The sequence below is a fragment of the Nocardia sp. NPDC004711 genome (genome assembly GCF_053601595.1).
Genome location: NZ_JBSGCB010000073.1, coordinates 12,502 through 35,172 on the forward strand (window position 1 = coordinate 12,502; position 22,671 = coordinate 35,172).

Consider the following 22,671-nt stretch of genomic DNA (forward strand, 5'->3'; position numbering starts at 1 on the left):
TCTAATTTACGTTCAATTAAACATCCAGGGCGGAGCGGGCGCTTCCAGCGCCGAGTCCGCAGCGGACGATGGTCTGCGCGGTCTGGACCACGGTGTCCAGCGGCCCTGCCTCGGGTGTCCACCACTCCGCGGCCCAGTTCAGGGCTCCGAGAATCAGCATGCGTGCGGTGCGCAGATCCAGCTGGCCGGGCAATTCGCCGGCGGCTGCGGCGTCTTGGAACAGCTTCTTCCAGACCCTGCCGTAGGCGGTCTCCTCGGCCTGCTGTCGGGCGCGGATGCTGTCCGGTACCTGTGCGGCGTTCCGGATGGAGGCGGTGGTGTAGTCGGAGATCTCGAGTTCGTGGCGCAGGTGGGCCTCGACCGCGACCATGATCCGCTCGATGGCCGGCGTCTTCGACGGCAGCGTGTCCAGGATCGCCGAAACATGTTCGCGCATGTCGGCGATGCCCGACCACATGACCTCTTCGACGAGGTCGTCGCGCGAGGGGAAGTAGTAGTAGATCGCGGGCGCTTGCAGCTCGGCGCGTTCGGCGACCTCGGACAGCCGGGCGCCCGCGTAGCCCTTGCGGCTGAGTATGTATGCCGCCGCGTCGAGTATGCGCTTGCGCGTTCGAGTGGACTTCGTTTCCGCGCTCTCGTCGGTGACCGGTTGTGCCATGTCGGTGCCTCCGATCTTCGCCTGCGGCCGGTTCGGTCACGGCCGGGGCCGAGGTGGTGCAGGATTGACCTATCGATCATTCAAATCTATATTAAATTCAAAGTCTAGTGAGGAGTGCTGACGTGCGAGTTTTCGCCACCATCGAGGAGTTCGCGGCCGCTGCCGGGACACCCCTGGGAACCACCGAATGGCTCGAGGTCGACCAGAAGCGAATCGACACCTTCGCCGATGCGACCGGTGACCACCAGTGGATTCATGTCGATCCGGAGCGGGCTGCCGAGGGGCCGTTCAAGGGCACCATCGCGCACGGACTGCTGACCCTGTCGCTGTTGCCGGTGCTCAACCACCAGCTCTACACGATCGAAAAGCTCTCCATGGCAGTCAATTACGGCTTCGACAAGGTGCGCTTCATTTCGCCGGTGCCGGTGAACTCGCGAGTGCGGGCCACCACCACTCTCGACTCCGTCGACGAGGTGCCGGGCGGTATCCAGGCGAAGATGATCACCACCGTCGAGGTGGAGGGCTCGGCCAAGCCGGCCTGTGTCGCCGAGTCGATCGCGCGGTTCATCGCATGACCGGCGCCCTTCTCGATGGAAAGGCCGCTGTGGTAACCGGTGCCGCGGGGGGTATCGGACTGGCCATCGCGGAGCTGTTCTACGCGCACGGCGCCTCGGTCGTGCTGGCCGATCTGAACGAAAACGGTGCCCGGGCCGCCGCCGAATCGCTGGGTGAACGCGCGATCGGCCTCGGCTGCAACGTGACCGACGAGGATTCGGTGCAGACGCTGGTGGACGAGACTGTGCGCTGGGCCGGTGGGCTCGACGTATTCGTCAACAACGCCGGTGTCACCCGGGACGCGTCGCTGCGCAAGATGACCGTGGCCGACTTCGACACCGTGATCGCTGTGCATCTGCGCGGGACGTGGCTCGGACTGCGGGCCGCCTCCGCGGTCATGCGCGACGCGGGACACGGGTCGATCATCAATATGTCCTCGTTGTCGGGTAAGTCCGGAAACCCGGGCCAGACCAACTACAGCGCCGCGAAGGCGGGCATCGTCGGCATGACCAAGGCGGGCGCGAAGGAACTGGCGCACAAGAACATTCGTGTCAATGTCATCCAGCCCGGCCTCATCCGCACCGCCATGACCGAGGCCATGCCGCCGGAGGTCTTCGCCGAACGCGAGGCGGCCATTCCGATGAAGCGCGCGGGCGAACCGCGGGAAGTGGCCGGTGCCGCACTGTTTCTCGCCTCCGACCTGTCCAGCTATATGACCGGTGCGGTGCTCGAGGTCGGCGGAGGGAGGTTGATGTGACGCCGTCGGAGTGCGTACTGACCGAGGTGATCGGCGACGTCGGCACCATCACCCTGAATCGGCCCGAGCGGATGAATGCCATCACGGTCGAGCTGGGTGCACGGTTGCACCTGGCGCTCATCGAAACCGCAGCGCGAGCGAAGGTGGTCGTGATTCGCGGTAGCGGTGGAAACTTCTGCGCGGGAGGCGATTTCCATGAACTGGAACGCTTGCGTGCAGAAGGCCGAGATGCCATGGCACCCTTGTTCGCCAACTTCCGAGCCGCCTGCGACGCCATCGCCGAGCTGCCGATCCCGGTGATCTGCGCGGTCGAAGGCTATGCCACCGCCGGTGGTTTCGAGCTCGTGCAGGCCGCCGACATCGTGCTCGTGCACGAGAACGCCGTGCTTGCCGACATCCACTCGAGGTACGGGCAGGTGCCGGGCGGCGGCAGCACGCAGCGGCTGCAGCGCCTGGTCGGACGGCAGCGTGCACTGGCGCACATCCTCACCGGGGACCGGCTCACCGCAGACGAGGCACTCGCCTGGGGCTTGGCCTACCGGAAGTACTCCGCCGCCGACTTCGACTCTGGCGTCATGGTTTTCGCCGAACAGCTGTCCACGAAGAACCCCGCGGCCCTGGCCAAGAGCAAACGGCTCGTCAATCAGGGACTGGGCCTGCCGCTGGCCGAGGGGCTGAGCCTGGAGTTCGAGACGGTCCTGGACCATCTGACCAGCCGTTCCGCGGCGGACGGGATCGATTCGTTCACCGCAGGGAGCAACCGATGACCGATCTGGTTCGTGTCGACATCGACGAGGACGGCATCGCCCGCATGCTGTTGAACAGCCCGGACACCTCCAACGGTATGGATGTGCCATTCCTGAAGGCATTGCACTCCGCAATCCTGGCCGTGCATGGTGATCGGCGAGTCCGGGCGGTGCTGCTCTCGGGCGCGGGCAAGAACTTCTGTGCCGGCGGGAATGTGAAGGTCTTCGCATCCAAGGGCGAGCAACTGCCCGACTATTTGCGCGAAGCCACAGCATGGTTGCAGATCGCGGTATCGGCTCTCACTCAGTTGAACGTGCCCGTGATCGCTGCTGTCCATGGGTTCGCGGCCGGTGGCGGCGGTTTCGGACTGGTATGCGCCGCGGACTTCGTGATCGCCGCCGACACGGCGAAGTTCATGTCCGGTGCGGTCCGCGTGGGCATGGCGCCGGACGCGGGCGTCTCGGTGACCCTCACCCAGCTTGTCGGTCTGCGCAAGGCCATGCACATTCTGCTGACCAATCCGGTCCTCGACGCCGCGGAGGCGCTCGAGATCGGCCTGCTGACCACGGTGGTGCCCGCCGCCGACCTCGAGGCCGAATCTCTGACCTACGCGCGCCAATTCACCACGACCGCTCCGATGGCGATCAGCGCAACCAAGCGCCTGCTGTGGGGCGGAGTGGGCGCGACGCTGGCCGACCGGCTGCCCGAAGAAGCGCGCACGGTCTCCGAACTGTCGGGCACTGCCGACTCCCGCGAGGGTCTGGCCGCAGTCCTCGAGCGCCGTGAGCCGAAGTTCCGAGGTGAATAACTGTGTCCGCCAATGAATCACCGGTCCTGACCGAAGACCGTGGTCCGATCCGGATCATCACCCTGAACCGGCCGCAGCGTCGTAATGCCATCGATCTGTCTCTGCGATACGCGCTGGCCGAACGACTCGAGGAGGCCATGGCCGACGCGAGCGTGCGAGTGATCGTGCTGACCGGCGCGGGCGCGGGATTCTGTGCGGGGGGCGATATTTCGACCATGCGCCGCATGGACGAGGCGGAAGCCCGCCCGCGCGCCGAGGCTGCTCAGCGCGTGGTTCGTGCCATCTGGCAGGGGGGCAAGCCCGTCATCGCTGCGGTCGAGGGCGCGGCGTTCGGGGCGGGTGTGTCCCTGGCCCTGGCTTGCGATCGCGTCGTCGCAGCGGCGGACGCGGTGTTCAGCACCGCGTTCACCGGAGTCGGTCTGGCCGGGGATATGGGCATTTTCGCTTCGCTCCCGGCGCGCGTCGGTATGGCCAAGGCCCGCGAACTCATGCTGCTGCCCGCCCGGCTGACCGGAACCGAGGCCGCCGGGATCCACTTGGCCGATGCGGTCGTCGCTCCGGGCGCGGCATTGGAGTCCGCGCTCGCGGACGCCGAGCGCATGGCCATCGCGCCGCCGCTGGCCGTCGCCGCACTGAAGCAGATGTTCGCGCGCTGGCCGCGTGATCCGATGACGGTGCTGGACAACGAAGTCGACAATCAGGTGGAGCTGTTCGACTCCGAAGATTTCGCCGAGGGCGTCTCGGCGTTCCATGAGAAAAGAACTCCCGTATTTCGCGGGAAATAGCGGAAGCACATGCCTATGACAGCCGTGGCTGGTCGCAATCTCGGTGAATCCTATTGGGCGGCGGACGACAGCCTGCCGCTCATGGATCACACTGCCGGCTCGCTCCTCGCCGAGCGAGCACGAAACCATTCCGGAACAACGGCTTTGGTCGGCACCCCGCATGGCGGATCGGAGCCGTGCCGCCTCACCTACGGCGAACTCTACGACGCGGCACGGCGTGTCGCGGTCGCGCTGACCGAGCTCACCGAACCCGGCGACTCCGTGGCCCTGTGGTCACCGAACGTCATCGAGTGGCCCATCATCGAATTCGGGGCCGCCCTGGCCGGTCGCGTGCTCGTGGCGCTGAATCCCGCCTTCCGCGAGGGCGAATTGGTCTACGCCCTCGAGCACTCCGGGACGGCCGTGCTCATTCATGCCGACCAGCACCGCGGCTACGACATGGCGGCGGTGGCGGCCGCGGCGGTCGCTCGGGTCCCCGGCGTGCGGCAGCGGATCAGCCTGTCGGAAACGGCACGCTGGCAGGCGAGCACACCGGAAGGTGATCTGCCGGACATCGATCCCGACCTGCCCGCGATGCTGCAGTACACCTCGGGCACCACCGGGAATCCGAAAGGCGTGCTGCTACGGCATCGATCGCTGGTGAACGTCGCGAGGATGACCATGGCGGCTGCCGACATCCCCGAGGGATCGGTCTTCGTCAATCCATTGCCGATGTTCCACACGGCCGCCTGTGTGATCGGGACACTCGGACCGATTGCCATGGCGGGCACGATCCTGCTGGTGGAAACGTTCGTTCCCGAGAAGGTTCTGGAATGGGCGTCGGCCGAGGACGCCGATGTGCTGTTCTTCGTGCCCACCATCCTCGGCGCGCTGCTCGAGACCGTGCGTGGAAACGAGTCCGCGGCACCGAGGTTCGTCAGCATCGTCGGTGGCGCGGCCAACGTGCCGCAGGTGCTGATCGAAGGAGCGGCACGCGTCTTCGGTGCGGTGGTGCACAACCTGTTCGGTCAGACCGAACTGGCCCCGGTGATCACTCTCACCCGCAGAAGCGACACGCTCGCCGATCAACTCGGTACCGTGGGCCGCCCGATTCCGCAGGTCGAGGTGAAGATTGCCGGCTCGAATGGCTCCGGAGTCGCTCCCTTGGGCGTTATCGGCGAGATCTGCGCCCGCGGGTACCAGCAGATGATCGAGTACTACCGCGATCCGACGGCGACCGAGGCGGCTGTGGACGCCGAGGGCTGGGTGCACACGGGTGATCTCGGCTCGATGGACAGCCGGGGCTACGTCACCGTGACCGGTCGGCTCAAGGACATGATCATCAGCGGTGGCGAGAACATCGCTCCGGCAGAGGTGGAATCGCGTCTGATCGAACATGATTCGGTTCAGCAGGCGGCGGTGGTCGGCCTCCCGCACGAGAAGTGGGGTGAGACCGTGGCCGCTGTACTGGTGGTGCGTGGGGAACGCCCGGACGATCTCGTGGCCTCGGTGAAGAACCGGCTCAGCACGACGCTGGCACCGTTCAAGACACCGCGCCGCTGGTTCGTCGCCGATACCCTCCCCGTCACCCCGTCGGGCAAGGTCCAGAAATTCCGGCTGCGCGAGGCGATCCTCGACGGCGATGTCGACGAGGTCGAGTGAAGAATTATGAGTGACAACGACTTCTACATTCGGAGAAATCAGCTCGGCGAACGGTTCCCGATGTGGCGGCCACGGTCGCTGGGGGAGTGGCTGCTCGCGTGCGCCGACGAATTCGGCGATCGGCCGCTGGTCATCACCGACGAACGCACGTTGACCTACCGAGAGGCCGCCGAGCTGGCGACTCGGCTCGCCGACGGCCTGGTCGCGCTGGGGGTGCGTCCCGGAGACCACGTCGGCGTGCTCATGGCGAACTACCCGGAATTCGTGCCGGTGAAGTTCGCTGTGGCCCTCGCCGGCGCGGTCGCTGTACCGCTGAACTTCCTGTACCGCGCGGACGAACTCGCCTACGTGCTCGATCAGTCCGAGTGCCGGGTTCTCATCACCATGACCGGTTTCGCCGGGCTCGACTACCTGGCGATGCTCGATGAGATTGCTCCGGAGTGGGAACGGGTCGGCCGGGACAAGTCGCGACTTCCTCAGCTGCACACCGTGATTCAGTTGTCGACGGATGGCCGGGAGCGTGCCGGAGTGCTCACCGTGGATGAGCTCGCTCTGGCCGGGGCCCGGTACCCGGGGGCTACGGCCGGGATCCAGGTGGACCCGGCCGAGGTGGGCGACATCCTCTACACCTCCGGAACGACCGGTTCACCCAAGGGCGTGCTCATCACCCACGACGCCGTCCTGCGGACCGGATTCGCGTCCGCGCTCACCCGCGCCTTCGCCGACGGCCGCCGGATCCTGTTCTCCCTGCCGTGCTACCACATGTTCGGCTATGTCGAGGGCTTGATCGCAGCCACGATGGTCGGCGGCGCGGTGATCATGTTGCCCGCCTTCGACGCCGGGAAGTACCTCGCGGGAATCGAGCGGCATCGCGCGGACGACATCCTGTGTGTCCCCACCATGACAGTTGCGCTGCTGGAACATCCGGATCGGCATCGCTTCGACCTGTCGTCGCTGTCAGCGGTGCTGTCCGGAGCCGCGCCCGCGCCGGTCTGGCTGTGGGAGCGGGTCCGCGCAGAGCTGGGTGCGTCGGAGATCGTCACCGGCTACGGCATGACCGAATGCGGCGGGGCGATGACCCTGACCCGGCCCGAGGACTCCTTGGAGCTCACCGCGACCACCGCTGGTCGGCCGAAATCCGCTGGGGCGGCCGGAATCGACGACGGGGCGCTCGTGGTCTACCGCACCGTCGACCCGGTCACCGCCGCGCCGCTGCCGGACGGTGAGGAAGGCGAGCTGGTTTCCCGCGGCCCGACTAGCATGCTCGGATTCTGGGGAAAGCCGGAGGAAACCGCCAAGGGTCTCCGGGACGGGTGGGTCTTCTCCGGCGACCTCGGACGGGTACGGCCCGACGGCTACCTGGAGATCACCGGCCGCAGCAAGGAGCTCTACAAGAGCGGCGGCGAACTGGTGATGCCCAAAGAGATCGAGGAACTGCTCACCGCCCGCCCGGAGATCAGCCAGGCCTACCTGATCGGTGTCCCTGACGAGCGGTGGGGTGACGCGGGATGCGCGTGCATCGTCCGAGCCCCCGATGCGGAGATTTCCGCCGAGCAGGTCATCGATATCTGTAAGGCGAATCTCGCTCGGTTCAAAGTTCCCAAACACGTCGTATTCCTCACGGCAGGCGAACTGCCCACCACTCCCACGGGAAAGGTGCAGAAATTCCGCCTGGTGAATTACGCCAAAGCACGATTGGAGCAACAGAAATGACGGTCACGACCCCTCCGGACGCCGTGCGCGAGCCGGGCGACCATTCGATCTTCGACCCGGACGCGGCCTGCGAGACCGGACCGGTCGCGAATCAGGCTCCGCGAGTGGACTATTCGAGGCTCATCCAGCCGCGGCGGGTGCACGGGTCGCTCTACACCGACCCGGCCGTGTTCGCCGACGAGCTCGAGCGGATCTGGTACGGCGGCTGGGTTTTCGTCGGCCACGAATCCGAAGTGCCCGAACCGAACGACTATGTGCGCAAGAACATCGGGCCGCAGGACATCATCATGACCCGCGACCGCGCCGGCGAGGTGCATCTGGTCACCAACCGGTGCGCGCACCGCGGCAACCTGGTGTGCGACGAACAGCGCGGCAATTCCAGCTCGTTCCGCTGCCCCTACCACGGGTGGACCTACAGCAACACCGGTGACATGCTCGGCTACCCCTACAACAAGGGGTACGGCGGCAAGGGCAAGCTGAACCTCGGCCTCGGTGTGGTGCCGCGGGTGGAGAGCTACCACGGCTTCGTGTTCGGCAGCTTCAACGCCGACGTGCCTCCGCTGCTGGAGCATCTCGGCGCCGCCGCCGGCGAGATCGACCGGCTGGCCCGGCTTTCGCCCACCGGCAAGGTGCGCCTGGACAACGGCTGGCTCAAGCACCGCACCCACGCCAACTGGAAGCTGCTGGCGGAGAACGAAACCGACGGCTACCACCCGCAGTTCGTGCACGGCTCGATCTTCTCGGTGACCGGCTCCACCATCGGCCCGCTCTACAGCGACTCCTCCACGGCCGTCACTCGCGCTCTCGGTAACGGGCACAGCGAGAACGATCTGCGACCGGAATTCCGAAAGTTCGCCGAGCCCATGCGCTGGTTCGGCACTACAGCCGACCGCATGCCGGAGTACGTGGCGAAGATGCGGGAGGTCCACGGCGAAGCCGCCGAGGAGATCATGATCGAGGGCGCGCCCCACGTGATGATCTTCCCGAACCTGTTCATCGCGGAGATCCAGGTCTTCAACATCCAGCCGATCTCGGCCACCGAGTGCATCCAGTTCTCCACCTCGGTGCAACTGGACGGCGCGGACGAGCTGAACAAGCGGATGCTCTCGCAGTCCATCGGGTCGGTCGGCCCGGCCGGCATGCTGCTGGCCGACGACACCGAGATGTACGAGCGCAATCAGGTCGGCGTGGGGCAACTGCTGCCCGAATGGCTTGATCTGCGACGCGGCACCGTCCGGGAAACCACGGACGACAACGGTTTCCGCATCGGCGGAGCCACGGACGAGACCGCGATGCGGGCGTTCTGGGAGCACTACAAGAGCCTGATGGAGGCGTGATGACTGCCCTGACCGAAATCGATCTGCGCGAACTCGAGCAGTTCATCTACCGTGAGGCCCGCTTTGCCGACGAGCACGACTACGACTCGTGGGAGGCACTGTGGACCGACGACGCGCTGTACTGGGTGCCCGTCGACGGCGGCGGCTACGACCCGGAGCGGCACGTGTCGATCATGTACGACAACCGCCGCCGCATCTCCACCCGGCTGCAGCAGCTGCGCACCGGCAAGCGGTACGCCCAGTCGCCGCCGTCGAATCTGCGCCGCACGATCTCGAACATCGAGCTGCTCGGCGTCGAGGGTGACGACCTCAGCCTGGGCGCGAATTTCGTGCTGTACGAGTCGAAGCCGCGCGGCCTTCACACCTGGGCAGGTCGCTACACCTACGTGGTGCGCCGCGTTGACGGCGAGCTGAAGCTGGTCCGCAAGACCGTCATGCTCGTCAACAGCGCGGAAGCCGTGCCCAGCATGGGCTTTCTGATCTGAGGGGACAGCAGATGGACAGGACAGGATCGGATGCCGGCGCCAGCCGTGAACTCGGTGTCGTCCACAGTGAATTCGCTCAGGTGCGGGTCGCCATCGACGACACCGCGAACGGGCCACGTCTGCGGTTGGAGGACTTGAAGTCCGGCCGCATCCGGTTCCTGGACGCCCTCGAACTGGAAACCATCGTGTGGCTCACCGAGGGCCACATGCACCGGCTGCTCGACCCATCCGCCGACCGCTGGCGGGAGGACTGAGATGGCGGATGCCATGCCGCCGCGAGCGGTTCGCGTACCGGAACTGGACTACCGCGCTGTGATCCGGCCCGGCGACTTCGTCGTCTGGGGACAGTCCTGCGCGGAGCCGGTGACGCTGACCGAGCGTCTGCTCGATCAGCGGGCGGTTCTGGGCGGTATCTCCTGCTTCATCGGCATCCCCGCGGCGGCGACGGTGAAACCCGAACATGCCGACCACATTCGGTTCGTCAGCTATTGCGGCACCGGTGGCAACAGGGCGCTGGCCGCCGCCGGGGTGCTCGAGATATACCCCGGGCATTATTCGACTCTGCCCGAGTTCGTCTCGCGCGCCGACGTCGTCCTGGTGCAGTGCGCACCGCCCGACGCGCGCGGGCGGTACAGCCTCGGACTGGCCGACGACTACCTCACCGCCGCCATCGACAGCGCGCGAATCGTCATCGCCGAGGTCAATGATCAGGTGCCCGCCACGCCCGGTGCCCGGCACCTGACCGATCGAGACATCGACATCGTGGTCCGCACCTCCCGCCCGGTGACCGAAAGCCCCTCCGCGCCACCGACGCCGGAGATGACGGCCATCGGCGCACATGTCGCGAGCATCGTTCCCGACGGCGCCACACTGCAATTCGGAATCGGATCGGTGCCCGAGGCAGTGCTGGGCGCGCTCGGCGTCCGCAACGACCTGGGGATCCACTCCGGCATCCTCACCGATGCCGCTGTCGAACTGATCGACAAGGGCGTGGTGACCAATACCCGCAAGACCACCGACCCCGGTGTCTCCGTGGCCGCGGTGATGATCGGTACGCGGCGATTGTTCGAACATGTGCACGCCAACCCGGCCGTGTCGCTACGACCGATCGGGTATACCCACGATCCGGAACGCCTTGCCGCACAGCACCGTTTCGTCGCGATCAACTCCGCCATCGAGGTCGATCTGACCGGGCAGGTCAACGCCGAGGTGGCCGGCGGGCGGTACGTCGGCGCGGTCGGCGGCGGCGGGGAATTCCTGCGCGCCGCCGCACGCTCGGATGGTGGTCTGCCGATCATCGCTCTCCCGTCGACAGCAGGCTCGCGCAGCCGGATCGTCGACCGGCTGTCCGGACCGGTCAGCATCGCGCGCAGCGACGCGGGCATCGTGGTCACCGAATTCGGCATCGCCGATCTGCGCGGCCTGCCGCTCTCCGAGCGGCGCGAACGAATGCTCGCGATCGCGCACCCCGACCAGCGCGAGATCCTGCGCGCGGTGGCGAGCCGGTGGTGAACCCCTCGTAGTCGCCGTCGCGGCCCGAAACCGCAGCGGCACAGTGAAAGTGAGCACAGAGGTGAAATCATGAAGAGAGCGGCGATCGTCAGCCCACTGCGTACCCCCGTCGGAACCTTCGGCGGCACACTGCGACCGGTCCCCGCCGAGGACCTGGCCGCCCACATCATCAAGGCGGTCGTGGAGCGCTCCGGCATCGACCCGGCGCGCATCGACGACGTTGCATTCGCTCAGTCGTACGCGAACTCCGAAGCACCCTGCATCGGCCGCTGGGCCGCGCTCGCTGCCGGCCTGCCCATCGAGGTGCCCGGATTCCAGACCGACCGCCGTTGCGGTGGTGGATTACAGGCCGTTGTGACCGCCGCGATGATGGTGCAGACCGGCGCCGCCGACGTGGTTCTCGCCGGCGGCGTCGAGAGCATGAGCAATATCGAGTACTACACCCAGGACATGCGCTGGGGCTCGCGGTCGGGCAATGTCGCCTTCTACGACCGCCTCGACCGCGGACGGGAACGCTCCCAGCCGGTCGAGCGCTCCGGCCACATCAGCGGCATGATCGAGACCGCTGAGAACCTCGCCCAGCGGTACTCGATCACGCGTGACTCCGCCGATGAATTCGCGGCACGAAGCCACCAGAAGGCAACCGCGGCATGGGAATCGGGCAAGTTCGCCGACGAGGTGGTGCCGGTACCGGTGCCGCAGCGAAAAGGTGGCCGGATCGAATTCGTCCGCGACGAAGGCATCCGCGCCGACTCCACACCGGAATCCCTGGCGAAACTGCGCACCATCACGCGTGACGGCACCGTGACCGCAGGCAACTCGAGCCAGCAGAACGACGCGGCCGCGGCCTGCCTGGTCGTCGCCGAGGACAAACTCGCCGAACTCGGGCTCGAGCCGCTCGGTTACCTGGTCGGCTGGTCCGCCGCGGGCTGCGAACCCTCCGAGATGGGTATCGGTCCGGTGCCCGCCGTCGAGAAACTCTTCCAGCGCACCGGCCACACCTTCGACAATATCGATCTCGTCGAGCTCAACGAAGCCTTCGCCGTCCAGGTCCTGGCGGTGCTGAAGGGCTGGGGCTTCGACGATCACGAACGGCTCAACGTCAACGGATCCGGCATCTCGCTCGGCCATCCCATCGGCGCGACCGGCGTTCGGATACTCACCACCATGCTGCACGAATTGCGCAGGCGCGGTGGACGATACGCCCTGGAATCGATGTGCATCGGTGGTGGCCAGGGTATGGCGGCACTCTTCGAGGCACCCTGATGACACAGTATGGAATTACCCGGTACGGCACTTACCTTCCGGCGCATCGCGTGTCGCTGGCGGACATCGGCGCGACGCTGAACACCAACGCGGGCAAAGGTGTTCGTGTGGCGGCGGCCTTCGACGAGGACAGCACCACGATGGGTGTCGCCGCGGCGAAGACCGCGCTGGCGCACCTCGAATGGGACGCGGTCCCGGCGTCGATGTCGGCAGGACTGTATTTCGCGACCACCACACCGGCGTACGCCGACAAGACCAACGCGACCGCGATCCACGCCGCTCTCGGACTGCCCGCCGCGCTCTTCGCGGCTGACCTGGCCGGGGCCGCACGCAATGGCATCGCCGCTCTGCGCGCGGCATCCGGGTGCAGCGGCCTCGCGGTGCTGGCGGATATGAGGGTCGGACGTCCCGGATCGGCTGACGAACGTGGCGGCGGCGACGGTGCCGCTGCCTTTCTGTTCGGCGACGAACCGATCGCCGAAGTCATCGCTCAGTCGTCCGTCACCGCCGAGTTCCTCGATCGCTGGCGTGACCCGCGATCGGCGACCGGAGAACAGTGGGAGGAGCGGTTCGGTATATCCCGCTACCAGCCGCTGCTCGAGCGTGCCGCGGCAGCGGCGCTGGACCGGGCGGCACTCAGCGAAGCTGACCATGTCGTCCTGGTTTCGCCCAACACCACCTTCGCCAAGCGGTCCGCGACCTCTGTGGCCGGCAAACTCTCCACCCGGACTTCGCCCATCGGGCACGCGGGCGCCGCCGATGTAGGGCTGGCGCTGGCGTCCGTTCTCGATCAGGCCGAGCCGGGGGAGACGATCCTGATCCTGTCGGCCGCGGACGGGTGCGATGCTCTCGTCCTGCGGGTCACCGACCGCATAGCCGAAGCGCGACAGCCGGTTCCGGTCGCCGACCAGCTCGCGGCAGGCAGCACGGTGCCCTACACCACCTACTTGAACTGGCGGGGTCTGCTCGACCGTGAGCCGCCGCGCCGCCCCGAACCGGATCGAGCAGCCGCGCCGCCATCGGCTCGGGCTGCGGAGTGGAAGTTCTCCTTCACCGGCACAGTCTGCGCGGGATGCGGCCTGGTTCATCTACCGCCGGCCCGGGTCTGTAAGCGCTGCGGCGCTATCGACGCGATGACTCCCGTCTCGGTAGCACACAGCGAAGGCACCGTCACCAGTTTCACCGTTGATCGGCAGTCCTTCTCGCCGGCCCCGCCGGTGGTGGGCGCGGTGGTGGACTTCGACGGCGGCGGCCGGTACACCCTCGAGGTCGCCGACGCCGACGTGGACCGATTGGCTGTGGGCTCACGGGTGCGCGCCACCTTCCGGCGCCTGAACAGCGCCGGTGGCGTCCACAACTACTTTTGGAAGGCTCAACAGCTATGAGCAGCAACGGTATTCGCGACAAGGTAGCGATCGTCGGCATGGGCTGCACGCGTTTCGGTGAACGCTGGGAGAGCTCGGCGGACGATCTGCTGCTCGAGGCGATGGCCGAGTGCTTCACCGGCAATCCCAAACTCGATCGTTCGAGCATCGACGCCTACTGGCTCGGCACGCTGGGCACCGGCCAGAGCGGATTGACCGTCAGCAAACCGCTGGGCCTGGACTACACGCCGGTGACACGCGTCGAGAACTACTGTGCCAGCGGCTCGGAGGCGTTCCGCAACGCCTGCTATGCCGTTGCGTCGGGTGCCTACGATCAGGTCGTCGCGATCGGTGTGGAGAAGCTCAAGGATTCCGGCTTCTCGGGCCTGCTGCGTGGCGACGCGCCCAGCGACGGAACGGCTTCCGAACTGTCCTTCGGTGCGCCGGCGGCGTTCTCCCTCCTCGACCCCGCGTACTGCGCCAAATACGGCGTGGACCCAGCGGACATGCGGGAGGCCATGACCCATGTCGCCTGGAAGAACCACCACAATGGCGCACTGAATCCCAAGGCGCAGTTCAGATCCGAGGTGGCGAAGCAGAAGATCGAAGGAGCTCCGCTGGTCGCGGGACGGCTGGGTGTCTTCGACTGCTCCGGGGTCTCCGACGGTGCGGCGTGTGCGGTGATCGTCCCTGCCGAGGACGCGCTGAAATACACCGACACCCCTCTCTACGTAAAGGGGCTTTCGCTCACGGCCGGGCCGGGCCGCGGTGCGGTCGATCCGGACTACGACTTCACAACCTTCCCGGAAGTGGTCGCCAGTGCCGAGGACGCCTACGCGCAGGCCGGAATCACCGAGCCGCGGACCCAGATCTCCTTCGCCGAAGTCCATGACTGCTTCACGCCCACCGAGCTCGTTCTGATGGAGGATCTCGGCTTCACAGATCGCGGCCGGGCGTGGAAAGACAGCGTCGCAGGCGATTTCGATCTGGGTGGTCGTCTTCCGGTGAATCCGGACGGCGGGCTGAAGTCGTTCGGTCACCCGGTCGGCGCGAGCGGCCTGCGCATGCTCTACGAATGCTGGCTGCAATTCCGTGGCGAGGCCGGGGAGCGTCAGATTCAGGATCCGCAGGTGGCCCTCACGCACAACCTGGGCGGCCGTCCGGGCGCCTGCGTTTCGTTCGTCGCCGTCGTCGGGTCCGAATTGGGCTGAAGCGGTCGCGGCAGTGATCGCCCCTGCCGCTCGGGGCTTGACCGATCGCAGTTTCCTAATTTACATTAAATTCGAAAAGGAGGTGAGGCGTTGATCGCCTACCAGGTCGTCGACAACATCGCCTACATCAGGCTGGATCGGCCCGAAGCGCGCAATGCCCTCGACAAGGCGATGGGGGAGGCGCTGCTCGAGCTGGCCACGTGGATCTCCAATGAGGATGGTCTGCGGGCGGTGCTGATTACCGGGAACGGACCGGTGTTCAGCGTCGGAGGCGATATCTCGGCGTTCGCGGACGGTGCGGAAGACCTGCCGGACACCCTCACCCGGATGGCGATACCCATGCACGAGGCGATTCGGCTGCTCGCCCGTGTGCGGGTGCCGATCGTGACGGCCGTGCACGGTGCGTGCGCGGGCGGCGCGCTGGGCTTCCTTTACCCGGCCGATATCACCATCGCCGCGACCGGAACCAAATTCGCGACCGGCTTCGGGCGCATCGGCATCACCGCGGATTCCGGGAACACCTGGTATCTGCCGAAATTCATCGGTATCCGGCGGGCCACGGAAATGCTGTTCGAAGACCGCGTCATCGACGCGGTCACCGCCGCCGACTGGGGCCTGATCAACCGAGTCGTGCCCGCCGACAAGCTCGCGTCCGAAGCCGAGGCAACCGTGCGCCGATTGGCGGCCGGCGCCACTCGTGGCTACGGCGAGATGCGCAGGCTGCTGCACAACTCCTGGACCGCCACTCTCGATCACGCGCTGTCCGAAGAGACGGAGGCGCTGCGCCGCGTCGCCCGCACAGCCGACGCGGCCGATGCGATCGGGAGCTTCCTCGCCAAACAGCAGCCGACCTTCACCGGAAAGTGAGATAAACCGTTGTCCGCCTTCATTATCGATACCGACGAACGGGCGCTGCTGCGCGAGAGCGTCGGCAAACTCGCCGCCAAGTACGGTCAGGAATACTTCCTGGAGCGCTCCCGCTCCGGTGCCAAGGTCGACGAACTGTGGCGTGACCTCGGCCAGGCGGGTCTGCTCGGGGTGCATCTGCCCGAGGAGTACGGCGGCGGTGGCGCCGGCCTGTCCGAGATGCTCATCGTGATCGAAGAGCTCGCCGCGCACGGCTTTCCGCTGCTGCTCGCGGTCGTGTCGCCCGCGATCTGTGGCTCGATCCTGGCGGCGCACGGCTCGGAGCGGATGAAGACCGAATGGCTGCCCGGCCTCGCCGACGGCAGCCGCAAGATGGCCTTCGGCCTGACCGAGCCCGACGCCGGTTCCAACAGCCACAATGTCAGTACGACCGCGCGCCGCGACGGCGACGACTGGGTGATCTCCGGGGGCAAGTACTTCATCTCCGCGATCGACGAGTGCGAAGCGATCCTGCTCATCACTCGTGATCCGGAGTTCGTGGGCACTTCGCGATCGCCGCTGTCGATGTTCGTGGTTCCCACCGACGCTCCTGGAGTGACGCTGCAGCCGCTGCCGACCGCGGTCGTCTCGCCGGACCACCAGTTCACCGTGTTCTTCGATGAGGTCCGGGTCGGTCCGGAGGCGTTGATCGGCGAAGCGGGGAACGGGCTGCGGCAGGTGTTCGCAGGGCTGAACCCGGAGCGCATCCTCGCTTCGGGTATCAGCACCGGCATAGGTCGCTACGCGATCACCAAGGCCGTGTCCTACGCCCAGAACCGCAAGGTGTGGTCGGTGCCGATCGGTGCGCACCAAGGGATTTCGCACCCCCTCGCGGAGGCGCACATCGCGGTCGAACTCGCCCGCATGGCGGCCTACCGTGCCGCGGAGCTGTTCGACGCCGGGCTGCCCGCTGCGGAGGCAGCCAATATCGCCAAGTTCGCCGCTGCCGACGCGTCGCTGAAGGCGCTCGATCAGGCCATCCAGACCCATGGCGGCAACGGTCTATCGCTGGAATACGGCTTGGCCGAGCTCTGGTTCTCCGCGCGCCTGCTCAAGACCGCGCCGGTGAGCCGCGAGATGGTTCTCAACTTCGTCGCGCAGACCAGCCTGAAGCTGCCTGCGTCGTATTGACATCAACTCTGGAAAGTCGAGGGAGACAACACTAATGCCCGGAGTAACCGATCGCGTCATCGTCGTCACCGGCGCCGGTGGCGGTCTCGGCCGCGAATACGCGCTGCTGCTCGCCAAGGAGGGCGCCCTGGTCGTGGTGAACGACCTCGGCGGTGCCCGTGACGGTTCCGGTTCCGGAACCTCGATGGCCGATGCCGTCGTCCAGGAGATCCGCGATGCCGGGGGCACCGCGGTGGCCAACTACGACAACATCGCCACCGAGGAAGGCGCGGCGAGCCTGATCAAGACCGCCGTCGACAACTTCGGGACCGTTCACGGCGTCATCCACAACGCGGGTATCCTGCGCGACGGCTCGTTCGCGAAGATGACCGCCGACAACTGGGAATCGGTGCAGCGGGTGCACCTCTGGGGCGGTTACTACGTCACCCGGGCCGCCTGGCCGTACTTCCGTGAGCAGAACCACGGCCGGATCGTGGTCGCGGCGTCCACCAGCGGTCTGTTCGGCAACTTCGGCCAGGCGAACTACGGTGCCGCGAAGCTCGGTCTGGTCGGCCTGATCAACACCCTCGCGATCGAGGGCGGCCGGAACAACATCCTCGCGAATGCGATCGCTCCGCTCGCCGCCACCCGCATGACCGAGGACATCGCGCCCAAGGAGATGCTCGACAAGCTGCCGCCCGCCCATGTGGCCGGTGTCGTGGGCTACCTGATGAGCGACGAATGTGAGGACACCGCAACGGTTGTCGTCGCCGGTGGTGGCCAGGTCTACCGCGTGCAGCAGTTCCAGAACAAGGGAGCCGTCTTCGCCGCCCCGCCGAGCATCGACGAGGTCGCGGAGCAGTGGAGCCGGATCACCGACATGTCGGATGCCGAGCCCGGCGCGAACCCGCTCGGCTGAATCGAGGATTGAACATGACCGAAAACAATTGGGACGCACTGGTTATCGGCGCAGGTTCGGGCGGACTGTTCGCTGCGGCGCGCCTGTCGCACCTGGGCTACAAGACGCTGGTCGTCGAACGACTGGACAAGGTCGGCGGCCGCGCCTCCACCGATGACATCGACGGCTTCAAGGTCAACAACGGTGCCATCGTCATCGAACTCGGTGGCATCACCGAGGAGACCTTCGACGAGGTCGGCGCGAAGTTCGACGTCCGCAAGCCGGAACCGCCCATCCTGTACCGGATCGGTGGCAAGGACGTGGACGTCACCGGTGGTGGCTGGGGCTTCCTGCTGTCCAAGCTCACCCGCCAGGGCGCGAAGCTGGTGCAGGGTCTCGGCGCGGCGCGCAACGACAGCGGCATGCCCGAGGACGAGCTGTCGACCGCCGAGTGGGTCGCCAAGTACACGAAGAACGAGTCGGTGCATGGCATCTTCCGCAACATGTGCGGATCGGTGTTCGCCGTCGGTTCCGAGGAACTGCCGGCCCGCGTGTTCCTCACCTACTTCACTCGTAAGAGCGCCTTCAAGAAGTTCGGGTACTGCCCCGACGGCACCATCGGGGTGTGGAAGTCCCTCGCCGAGGTGGTGGAGAACAACGGCGGTGCGGTCTGGCTCGACAGCGAGGTGACCGCGCTGACCCTGACCGACGGCCGCATCACCGGCGCGACCATCGCGCGTGGCGGTGAGAACATCGACGTGACAGCGCGTTTCACCGTCAGCGACGTCGGTCCGTTCGCCACCCTGGACCTGGTGGGCCGGGACAACCTGCCCGCCGACTACGTCGCGCAGGTCGACAAGGCCAACCGGCCCTGCGCCATGATCTCGGTGAACTTCGCCAGTCAGCGCCCGTTGGTGAAGGCCCCCGGCATGACCAGCTTCGCCCAGACCCGCCGACTCTGCTACGTAGCCAACTTCACCGATGTCTGCCCGGAAATGGCGCCGGAAGGCTGGCACCTCTACCAGGGCACCGCCGTCCCCAAGCCCGCTGTCGGCGATTTCGACGAGGCCGCCGAAACCCAGTTGCTGCTGGATGATCTGCGCGATCAGGTCCCCGGCTTCGACGACGCGCGCATCCTGTCGATCAACGTCACCCGCGACGGCTGGCCGCCGCAGCGCGCGGTCGCCGGCTTCGACCTGCCCAATACCACGCCGATCGCGAACCTGTGGAACGTGGGCGACGCGGTGAAGGAATACGGAAACGGCGGCACCACCGCCTGCGCGGAAACCGCCAAGATCGTCGTCGACAAGATCCGCGACCAGTTCCCGGTGACGGCGTAACCACTCGACTCGACGCGCTCGCCCGTGCCGCAACCCGGCCGGCAGCGCGTACCGAGCGGCCGCAGTCGGTTGTATCCAACCAGCAACTGATTGCGCCACAACCGGATAGGCCGTAGGCGGGGTGATCCGAGCGCCTGCGGCCTATCCGGCATTTCTGACTTTCATCGCCAGATCCCGGAAACCGACCCCGGTCGAACGGCCGGTGTGCATGGCTGGATGTTCGCAGTATTGAGCAACCAACTCGAATCCGCCGAAACTCATTGGCTCTCTTACCCGCTCGATATCGTGCTCTGCGGCGCGGCGGTGTCTGGGGGGTTCACCCTGGTGGCGCCGACGTGTGCGGTGCCGCGACCGAGGATCGGCCGAAACCAGTTGCCGCCCCTCGCTTCGACCTCAACCGATGGGGACCGAGGTCTGGTCCAAGACGGTGCCGAGATCCCAGAAATCGCGGTGGGTCGTCAGGAGTCCGTCGCGGAGCTACCGCATGGATCTCGGACTCACCGACGTCCTCGCCGTAGTCACCGGCGCGAGCCGGGGCATCGGTCTGGCCATCGCCCGAACCCTCGTCGACGAAGGTGCGATCGTGGTTGCCGGCGCACGCCACACCGGTGACGAGTTGCGTGCCCTCGCCGACAGTGGCCGGGTGCATCCGGTCGAGGTCGATCTGTCCACACTGGACGCTGCGATCGGGCGGTCAAGAGTTCGGCGCTGATGCCCTGCCACGGCACACCCTGCGGAGACCGTTCCGGGAAGGCCGAGCTGGCGAAGTTGTCGGCGTCGAGCGGGCAGGTGCCCATCGAGATACGGCTGACCGATTCGACGCCGGTGGCGACGACCAGATCGCAGACGCCGGCCAGCACCGCGTGCGCCGCGAAGCGCAGGGCCTGCCGGCTGGCGCTGTACTGGCGGTGTTCGTTGATATCGATCATGCTCGCGATCCTGTGGCTTCGGACAACCGAAGCCTCAGCATCGCAAGGACATTCGATGCGTCCGAGCTCGTTCGGCGACCTCTGCTCAGAATCCGCGCAGGCGGTTGGGGACTATGCGCACCGGAACCGAGTAGTCGGCGAAGAACTGCTCCCTGGTCATCCCGATGTCCACCAGCCCCTCGGTGTACTTCTCGACGAAGGCATCGAGCTCAGCGGCGGAGGCACCGTCCGCGTCGACCCGGGCCGTGCCGGTGAACACGATGACGTCACCGCCGGTAGCGGTGGAGTTGAGATTCAGCGAAACACGGGAATTGGCAGCGATATTGCGCAACTTGGGGGTACCGGGCTGCGTGAACAACAGAAACGCTCCGTCGTCCCACTGGAACCATACGGGATTGGGTTGCGGTGTGCCGCTGGGACTTACGGTGGTCAGCCAGATGATGGTGTCCTGCACCAGATGCTCGGTGACCTTCACTCCGAAGTCGGTGTTCGAGTCGATGAGGGGGGAGGAACTTGACATTCGATCTCCTTGTGGGGTGTCGGTCGAGTCGGGCCCGGAACCGGGTCGTGCGCGTCACCCAGGCGCAGCATGTGCGGGGCGGCCGTGGCGATTTCGGTACGGGGTGACTCAGCCCAGGGTCGGGTAGTCGGTGTAGCCGACGTGGTCGCCACCGTAGAAGGTCGCCTGGTCGGCGGTGTTGTAGGGTCCGCCCGCCTTGATCCGGGCATCCAGGTCCGGGTTGGCCAGCCACTGGGTGGCCAGCGCGATCGCGTCCGCCACACCGGATTCCAGCGCCTCGACGCCGGCTTCGACGGTCGCGGGGAACGCCTCGGGGGTGGGGTGCGGGTTGAGGATGAAGCCGTTGGACCAGGCCGCGCGCAGCTTGGTGGTCAGTTCGCGGTCGCCGCCCTCCATGATGTGCACGTAGGCGATGTCCAGGTCGGCGAGTTTGGTCAGCAGCTCGCCGTACAGCGGGGCCGGGTCGGCTTCCTCGATGTGGTTGAACGGGTTGCCGGCCGAGAGCCGGATGCCGGTGCGGTCGGCGCCGATGGCCTCGGCCACCGCGGCCACCACCTCGGTGACGAAGCGGATGCGGTTGGCGATCGAGCCGCCGTAGTTGTCGGTGCGCAGGTTGGTGTTGTCGGCCAGGAACTGGTGCAGCAGATAGCCGTTCGCACCGTGTACCTCGACACCGTCGAAGCCGGCCGCGATGGCGTTGCGCGCGGCGGTGGCGAAGTCGGCGATGGTGGTGGCGATGTCCTCGGCGGTCATCGCTCGCGGCTCCGGGTGGTCGATCATCCCGTTGGGGGTGAACAGCTGCTCGCCGGAGGCCACCGCGGACGGGGCCAGCGGCAGCGCGTTGTCCGGGTACAGCATGGGGTGGCCGATGCGCCCGCAGTGGGTGAGCTGCGCGACGATCCGGCCGCCGGCCTTGTGCACGGCGTCGGTGACCACGCGCCAGGCCGCGGTCTGCGCCTGGTTGTGCAGGCCCGGGGTCAGGAAGTAGCCCTGGCCGATGACGCTGGGCTGGATGCTCTCACTGATGATCAGACCGGCACTCGCCCGCTGCGAGTAGTACTCGGCGGTGAGCTCGGTGACCAACCCATCCAGGGTGGCCCGGTTGCGGGTCATCGGCGCCATCACCAGACGGCTCGGCAGCTGCAACCGGCCGATCGAGACCTGCTCGAACAGAGTGCTCACCTTGTACTCCTTGCTGGATCGATTCGCGCGCCGGACTGTTCGCGCAATTACTTGATTGGATCAAGCATGATGGTGGCACAGGTGATTGATCCAATCAAGTACCTTCGTCAAGTCTTGGCTTAGGATTTTCTGCATGGCAGTACCGGCAGGTCCCGTGAGCGCATCCACCGACGTCGAACGCATGATGTTCGAATTCGTGGACGCCTACAACCACGCGTTCGAGGACGCCGCCCGTGACCAGGGCATGAGCATGGCCCACGCCTGCGTCCTGGGCCGGGTCGAGACACCCCGCGGGATGGGCGAACTCGCGGAGGAACTCGGCTGCGACGCCTCCAACATCACCCAGATCGTGAGGCGCCTCGAGGCCCGCTCCCTGGTGCTGCGGCAGCCCGATCCGGCGGATCGACGCTTCCGCCGCATCCAGCGCACACCCGAGGGCGAGGCCGTCAATGACGCGTTCGAGGACTCCTTCGACTTCCCCCGCCGCACGGCCGCCAATCTGACCCCCGAGGAACAACAGCAACTGGCCGACCTTCTTCGCAAGGCACTCACCCCACCCCGGTGATCACACCGGCTACGGACACACCAATCCCGCGGCGGCACAACGCTACTCGGGCTGATACCCGAATCAATCTGCGCCGCAGTCTGAAGCGACGCTCTCACCAGCCCGAATGCCACCCTGATGTCCGGACAATGACCGGGCGATGGCCGATCCCAACCGTCGTTTCGATGATCTCGCCAACCTTGTCTACGACCCGGCGTTCCTGCTGGTGGACATGGGCGCGGCAGCCCAGCACTTCGAGCTGGATGGACTCCGTGGCCTGTTGTTGCTGCCGGTCGGGCGGCTCCCAGCGGATGGGAGCTGTTGGGGCGATGGGGAACACGATTCGCCGACCGTCGAATTCACGGCGGTGGCGCGCGTTTGGCGGTGATTTCGCCTCACTTCT

Annotated in this window: 24 protein-coding genes; 20 read left to right on the forward strand and 4 right to left on the reverse strand. The window is 66.5% G+C overall.

Annotated elements, in window-relative coordinates; translation table 11 throughout:
* Positions 1–16: 16 nt before the first annotated feature.
* Positions 17–658, reverse strand: a complete 642-nt coding sequence (locus ACWEKS_RS42920) for a TetR/AcrR family transcriptional regulator (protein ID WP_452345458.1) — start codon at positions 656–658, stop codon at positions 17–19.
* Positions 659–780: 122 nt separating this feature from the next.
* On the opposite strand from ACWEKS_RS42920, the gene ACWEKS_RS42925 reads away from it, so the two are divergent.
* The 19 genes from ACWEKS_RS42925 to ACWEKS_RS43015 all read left to right on the forward strand — a co-directional run bounded on the left by ACWEKS_RS42925 (position 781) and on the right by ACWEKS_RS43015 (position 19,805).
* Complete coding sequence (locus ACWEKS_RS42925; RefSeq protein WP_452345459.1) at positions 781–1,233, forward strand: MaoC family dehydratase; 453 nt, start codon at positions 781–783, stop codon at positions 1,231–1,233.
* On the forward strand, positions 1,230–1,970 hold the full coding sequence (gene fabG, locus ACWEKS_RS42930; protein WP_452345460.1) for a 3-oxoacyl-ACP reductase FabG: 741 nt from the start codon (positions 1,230–1,232) through the stop codon (positions 1,968–1,970). The genes ACWEKS_RS42925 and fabG overlap by 4 nt, the downstream gene beginning before the upstream one ends.
* Positions 1,967–2,737, forward strand: a complete 771-nt coding sequence (locus ACWEKS_RS42935; RefSeq protein ID WP_452345461.1) for an enoyl-CoA hydratase/isomerase family protein — start codon at positions 1,967–1,969, stop codon at positions 2,735–2,737. The genes fabG and ACWEKS_RS42935 overlap by 4 nt, the downstream gene beginning before the upstream one ends.
* Positions 2,734–3,525, forward strand: coding sequence for an enoyl-CoA hydratase/isomerase family protein (locus tag ACWEKS_RS42940; RefSeq protein WP_452345462.1), 792 nt, complete (start codon positions 2,734–2,736; stop codon positions 3,523–3,525). Before ACWEKS_RS42935 ends, ACWEKS_RS42940 begins: the two co-directional genes overlap by 4 nt.
* Positions 3,522–4,310, forward strand: a complete 789-nt coding sequence (locus ACWEKS_RS42945) for an enoyl-CoA hydratase/isomerase family protein (RefSeq protein ID WP_452345480.1) — start codon at positions 3,522–3,524, stop codon at positions 4,308–4,310. The genes ACWEKS_RS42940 and ACWEKS_RS42945 overlap by 4 nt, the downstream gene beginning before the upstream one ends.
* A 15-nt stretch (positions 4,311–4,325) precedes the next feature.
* The gene (locus ACWEKS_RS42950) at positions 4,326–5,951 is read left to right on the forward strand and encodes a class I adenylate-forming enzyme family protein (RefSeq protein WP_452345463.1); all 1,626 of its coding nucleotides are present in this window, start codon (positions 4,326–4,328) and stop codon (positions 5,949–5,951) included.
* 6 nt (positions 5,952–5,957) lie between these two features.
* Positions 5,958–7,664: a class I adenylate-forming enzyme family protein gene (locus ACWEKS_RS42955; RefSeq protein ID WP_452345464.1), complete on the forward strand. Its 1,707-nt coding sequence runs from the start codon at positions 5,958–5,960 to the stop codon at positions 7,662–7,664.
* A gap of 104 nt (positions 7,665–7,768) precedes the next feature.
* Positions 7,769–9,001: an aromatic ring-hydroxylating oxygenase subunit alpha gene (locus ACWEKS_RS42960; RefSeq protein ID WP_452345481.1), complete on the forward strand. Its 1,233-nt coding sequence runs from the start codon at positions 7,769–7,771 to the stop codon at positions 8,999–9,001.
* Positions 9,001–9,486: an aromatic-ring-hydroxylating dioxygenase subunit beta gene (locus ACWEKS_RS42965; protein WP_452345465.1), complete on the forward strand. Its 486-nt coding sequence runs from the start codon at positions 9,001–9,003 to the stop codon at positions 9,484–9,486. The genes ACWEKS_RS42960 and ACWEKS_RS42965 overlap by 1 nt, the downstream gene beginning before the upstream one ends.
* An 11-nt stretch (positions 9,487–9,497) precedes the next feature.
* Complete coding sequence (locus ACWEKS_RS42970; RefSeq protein WP_452345466.1) at positions 9,498–9,740, forward strand: hypothetical protein; 243 nt, start codon at positions 9,498–9,500, stop codon at positions 9,738–9,740.
* Position 9,741: 1 nt separating this feature from the next.
* Positions 9,742–10,998, forward strand: coding sequence for an acetyl-CoA hydrolase/transferase family protein (locus ACWEKS_RS42975; RefSeq protein WP_452345467.1), 1,257 nt, complete (start codon positions 9,742–9,744; stop codon positions 10,996–10,998).
* 69 nt (positions 10,999–11,067) lie between these two features.
* Complete coding sequence (locus ACWEKS_RS42980; RefSeq protein ID WP_452345468.1) at positions 11,068–12,264, forward strand: acetyl-CoA C-acetyltransferase; 1,197 nt, start codon at positions 11,068–11,070, stop codon at positions 12,262–12,264.
* A complete protein-coding gene (locus ACWEKS_RS42985; RefSeq protein WP_452345469.1) occupies positions 12,264–13,649 on the forward strand; it encodes an OB-fold domain-containing protein in 1,386 nt (461 codons plus the stop codon). The genes ACWEKS_RS42980 and ACWEKS_RS42985 overlap by 1 nt, the downstream gene beginning before the upstream one ends.
* Positions 13,646–14,839 (forward strand): acetyl-CoA acetyltransferase, encoded by a 1,194-nt coding sequence (locus ACWEKS_RS42990; protein WP_452345470.1) that lies wholly within the window; start codon positions 13,646–13,648, stop codon positions 14,837–14,839. The genes ACWEKS_RS42985 and ACWEKS_RS42990 overlap by 4 nt, the downstream gene beginning before the upstream one ends.
* Positions 14,840–14,929: 90 nt before the next feature.
* Complete coding sequence (locus ACWEKS_RS42995) at positions 14,930–15,706, forward strand: enoyl-CoA hydratase/isomerase family protein (RefSeq protein ID WP_452345471.1); 777 nt, start codon at positions 14,930–14,932, stop codon at positions 15,704–15,706.
* A gap of 9 nt (positions 15,707–15,715) precedes the next feature.
* Entirely contained in the window at positions 15,716–16,876 is a 1,161-nt protein-coding gene (locus tag ACWEKS_RS43000; RefSeq protein WP_452345472.1) for an acyl-CoA dehydrogenase family protein, read from the forward strand.
* A gap of 34 nt (positions 16,877–16,910) precedes the next feature.
* Positions 16,911–17,774 carry an SDR family oxidoreductase gene (locus ACWEKS_RS43005; RefSeq protein ID WP_452345473.1) on the forward strand — a complete coding sequence of 288 codons (864 nt, stop codon included), beginning with the start codon at positions 16,911–16,913 and terminating at the stop codon, positions 17,772–17,774.
* Positions 17,775–17,788: 14 nt separating this feature from the next.
* Positions 17,789–19,093, forward strand: coding sequence for a phytoene desaturase family protein (locus tag ACWEKS_RS43010; RefSeq protein ID WP_452345474.1), 1,305 nt, complete (start codon positions 17,789–17,791; stop codon positions 19,091–19,093).
* Positions 19,094–19,577: 484 nt separating this feature from the next.
* Positions 19,578–19,805: an SDR family NAD(P)-dependent oxidoreductase gene (locus ACWEKS_RS43015; protein ID WP_452345475.1), complete on the forward strand. Its 228-nt coding sequence runs from the start codon at positions 19,578–19,580 to the stop codon at positions 19,803–19,805.
* Between the two features lie 302 nt (positions 19,806–20,107).
* Here the strand turns inward: ACWEKS_RS43015 and ACWEKS_RS43020 are convergent, their stop codons facing one another.
* A complete protein-coding gene (locus tag ACWEKS_RS43020) occupies positions 20,108–20,542 on the reverse strand; it encodes a TIGR03667 family PPOX class F420-dependent oxidoreductase (RefSeq protein ID WP_452345476.1) in 435 nt (144 codons plus the stop codon).
* 108 nt (positions 20,543–20,650) lie between these two features.
* Positions 20,651–21,724: an alkene reductase gene (locus ACWEKS_RS43025; protein WP_452345477.1), complete on the reverse strand. Its 1,074-nt coding sequence runs from the start codon at positions 21,722–21,724 to the stop codon at positions 20,651–20,653.
* 133 nt (positions 21,725–21,857) lie between these two features.
* On the opposite strand from ACWEKS_RS43025, the gene ACWEKS_RS43030 reads away from it, so the two are divergent.
* Positions 21,858–22,289, forward strand: a complete 432-nt coding sequence (locus ACWEKS_RS43030; protein WP_452345478.1) for a MarR family winged helix-turn-helix transcriptional regulator — start codon at positions 21,858–21,860, stop codon at positions 22,287–22,289.
* A 94-nt stretch (positions 22,290–22,383) separates the two neighbouring features.
* Here the strand turns inward: ACWEKS_RS43030 and ACWEKS_RS43035 are convergent.
* A partial coding sequence (locus tag ACWEKS_RS43035; protein ID WP_452345479.1) for a hypothetical protein occupies positions 22,384–22,671 on the reverse strand: 288 nt, incomplete at its 5' end.

Coding starts and splice junctions, on each gene's coding strand:
- ACWEKS_RS42920 (WP_452345458.1), bottom strand. CDS start 658: ATGGCACAACCGGTCACCGACGAGAGCGCGGAAACGAAGTCCACTCGA.
- fabG (WP_452345460.1), top strand. CDS start 1,230: ATGACCGGCGCCCTTCTCGATGGAAAGGCCGCTGTGGTAACCGGTGCC.
- ACWEKS_RS42940 (WP_452345462.1), top strand. CDS start 2,734: ATGACCGATCTGGTTCGTGTCGACATCGACGAGGACGGCATCGCCCGC.
- ACWEKS_RS42950 (WP_452345463.1), top strand. CDS start 4,326: ATGACAGCCGTGGCTGGTCGCAATCTCGGTGAATCCTATTGGGCGGCG.
- ACWEKS_RS42955 (WP_452345464.1), top strand. CDS start 5,958: ATGAGTGACAACGACTTCTACATTCGGAGAAATCAGCTCGGCGAACGG.
- ACWEKS_RS42965 (WP_452345465.1), top strand. CDS start 9,001: ATGACTGCCCTGACCGAAATCGATCTGCGCGAACTCGAGCAGTTCATC.
- ACWEKS_RS42970 (WP_452345466.1), top strand. CDS start 9,498: ATGGACAGGACAGGATCGGATGCCGGCGCCAGCCGTGAACTCGGTGTC.
- ACWEKS_RS42975 (WP_452345467.1), top strand. CDS start 9,742: ATGGCGGATGCCATGCCGCCGCGAGCGGTTCGCGTACCGGAACTGGAC.
- ACWEKS_RS42980 (WP_452345468.1), top strand. CDS start 11,068: ATGAAGAGAGCGGCGATCGTCAGCCCACTGCGTACCCCCGTCGGAACC.
- ACWEKS_RS42985 (WP_452345469.1), top strand. CDS start 12,264: ATGACACAGTATGGAATTACCCGGTACGGCACTTACCTTCCGGCGCAT.
- ACWEKS_RS42990 (WP_452345470.1), top strand. CDS start 13,646: ATGAGCAGCAACGGTATTCGCGACAAGGTAGCGATCGTCGGCATGGGC.
- ACWEKS_RS43005 (WP_452345473.1), top strand. CDS start 16,911: ATGCCCGGAGTAACCGATCGCGTCATCGTCGTCACCGGCGCCGGTGGC.
- ACWEKS_RS43010 (WP_452345474.1), top strand. CDS start 17,789: ATGACCGAAAACAATTGGGACGCACTGGTTATCGGCGCAGGTTCGGGC.
- ACWEKS_RS43015 (WP_452345475.1), top strand. CDS start 19,578: ATGGATCTCGGACTCACCGACGTCCTCGCCGTAGTCACCGGCGCGAGC.
- ACWEKS_RS43020 (WP_452345476.1), bottom strand. CDS start 20,542: ATGTCAAGTTCCTCCCCCCTCATCGACTCGAACACCGACTTCGGAGTG.
- ACWEKS_RS43030 (WP_452345478.1), top strand. CDS start 21,858: ATGGCAGTACCGGCAGGTCCCGTGAGCGCATCCACCGACGTCGAACGC.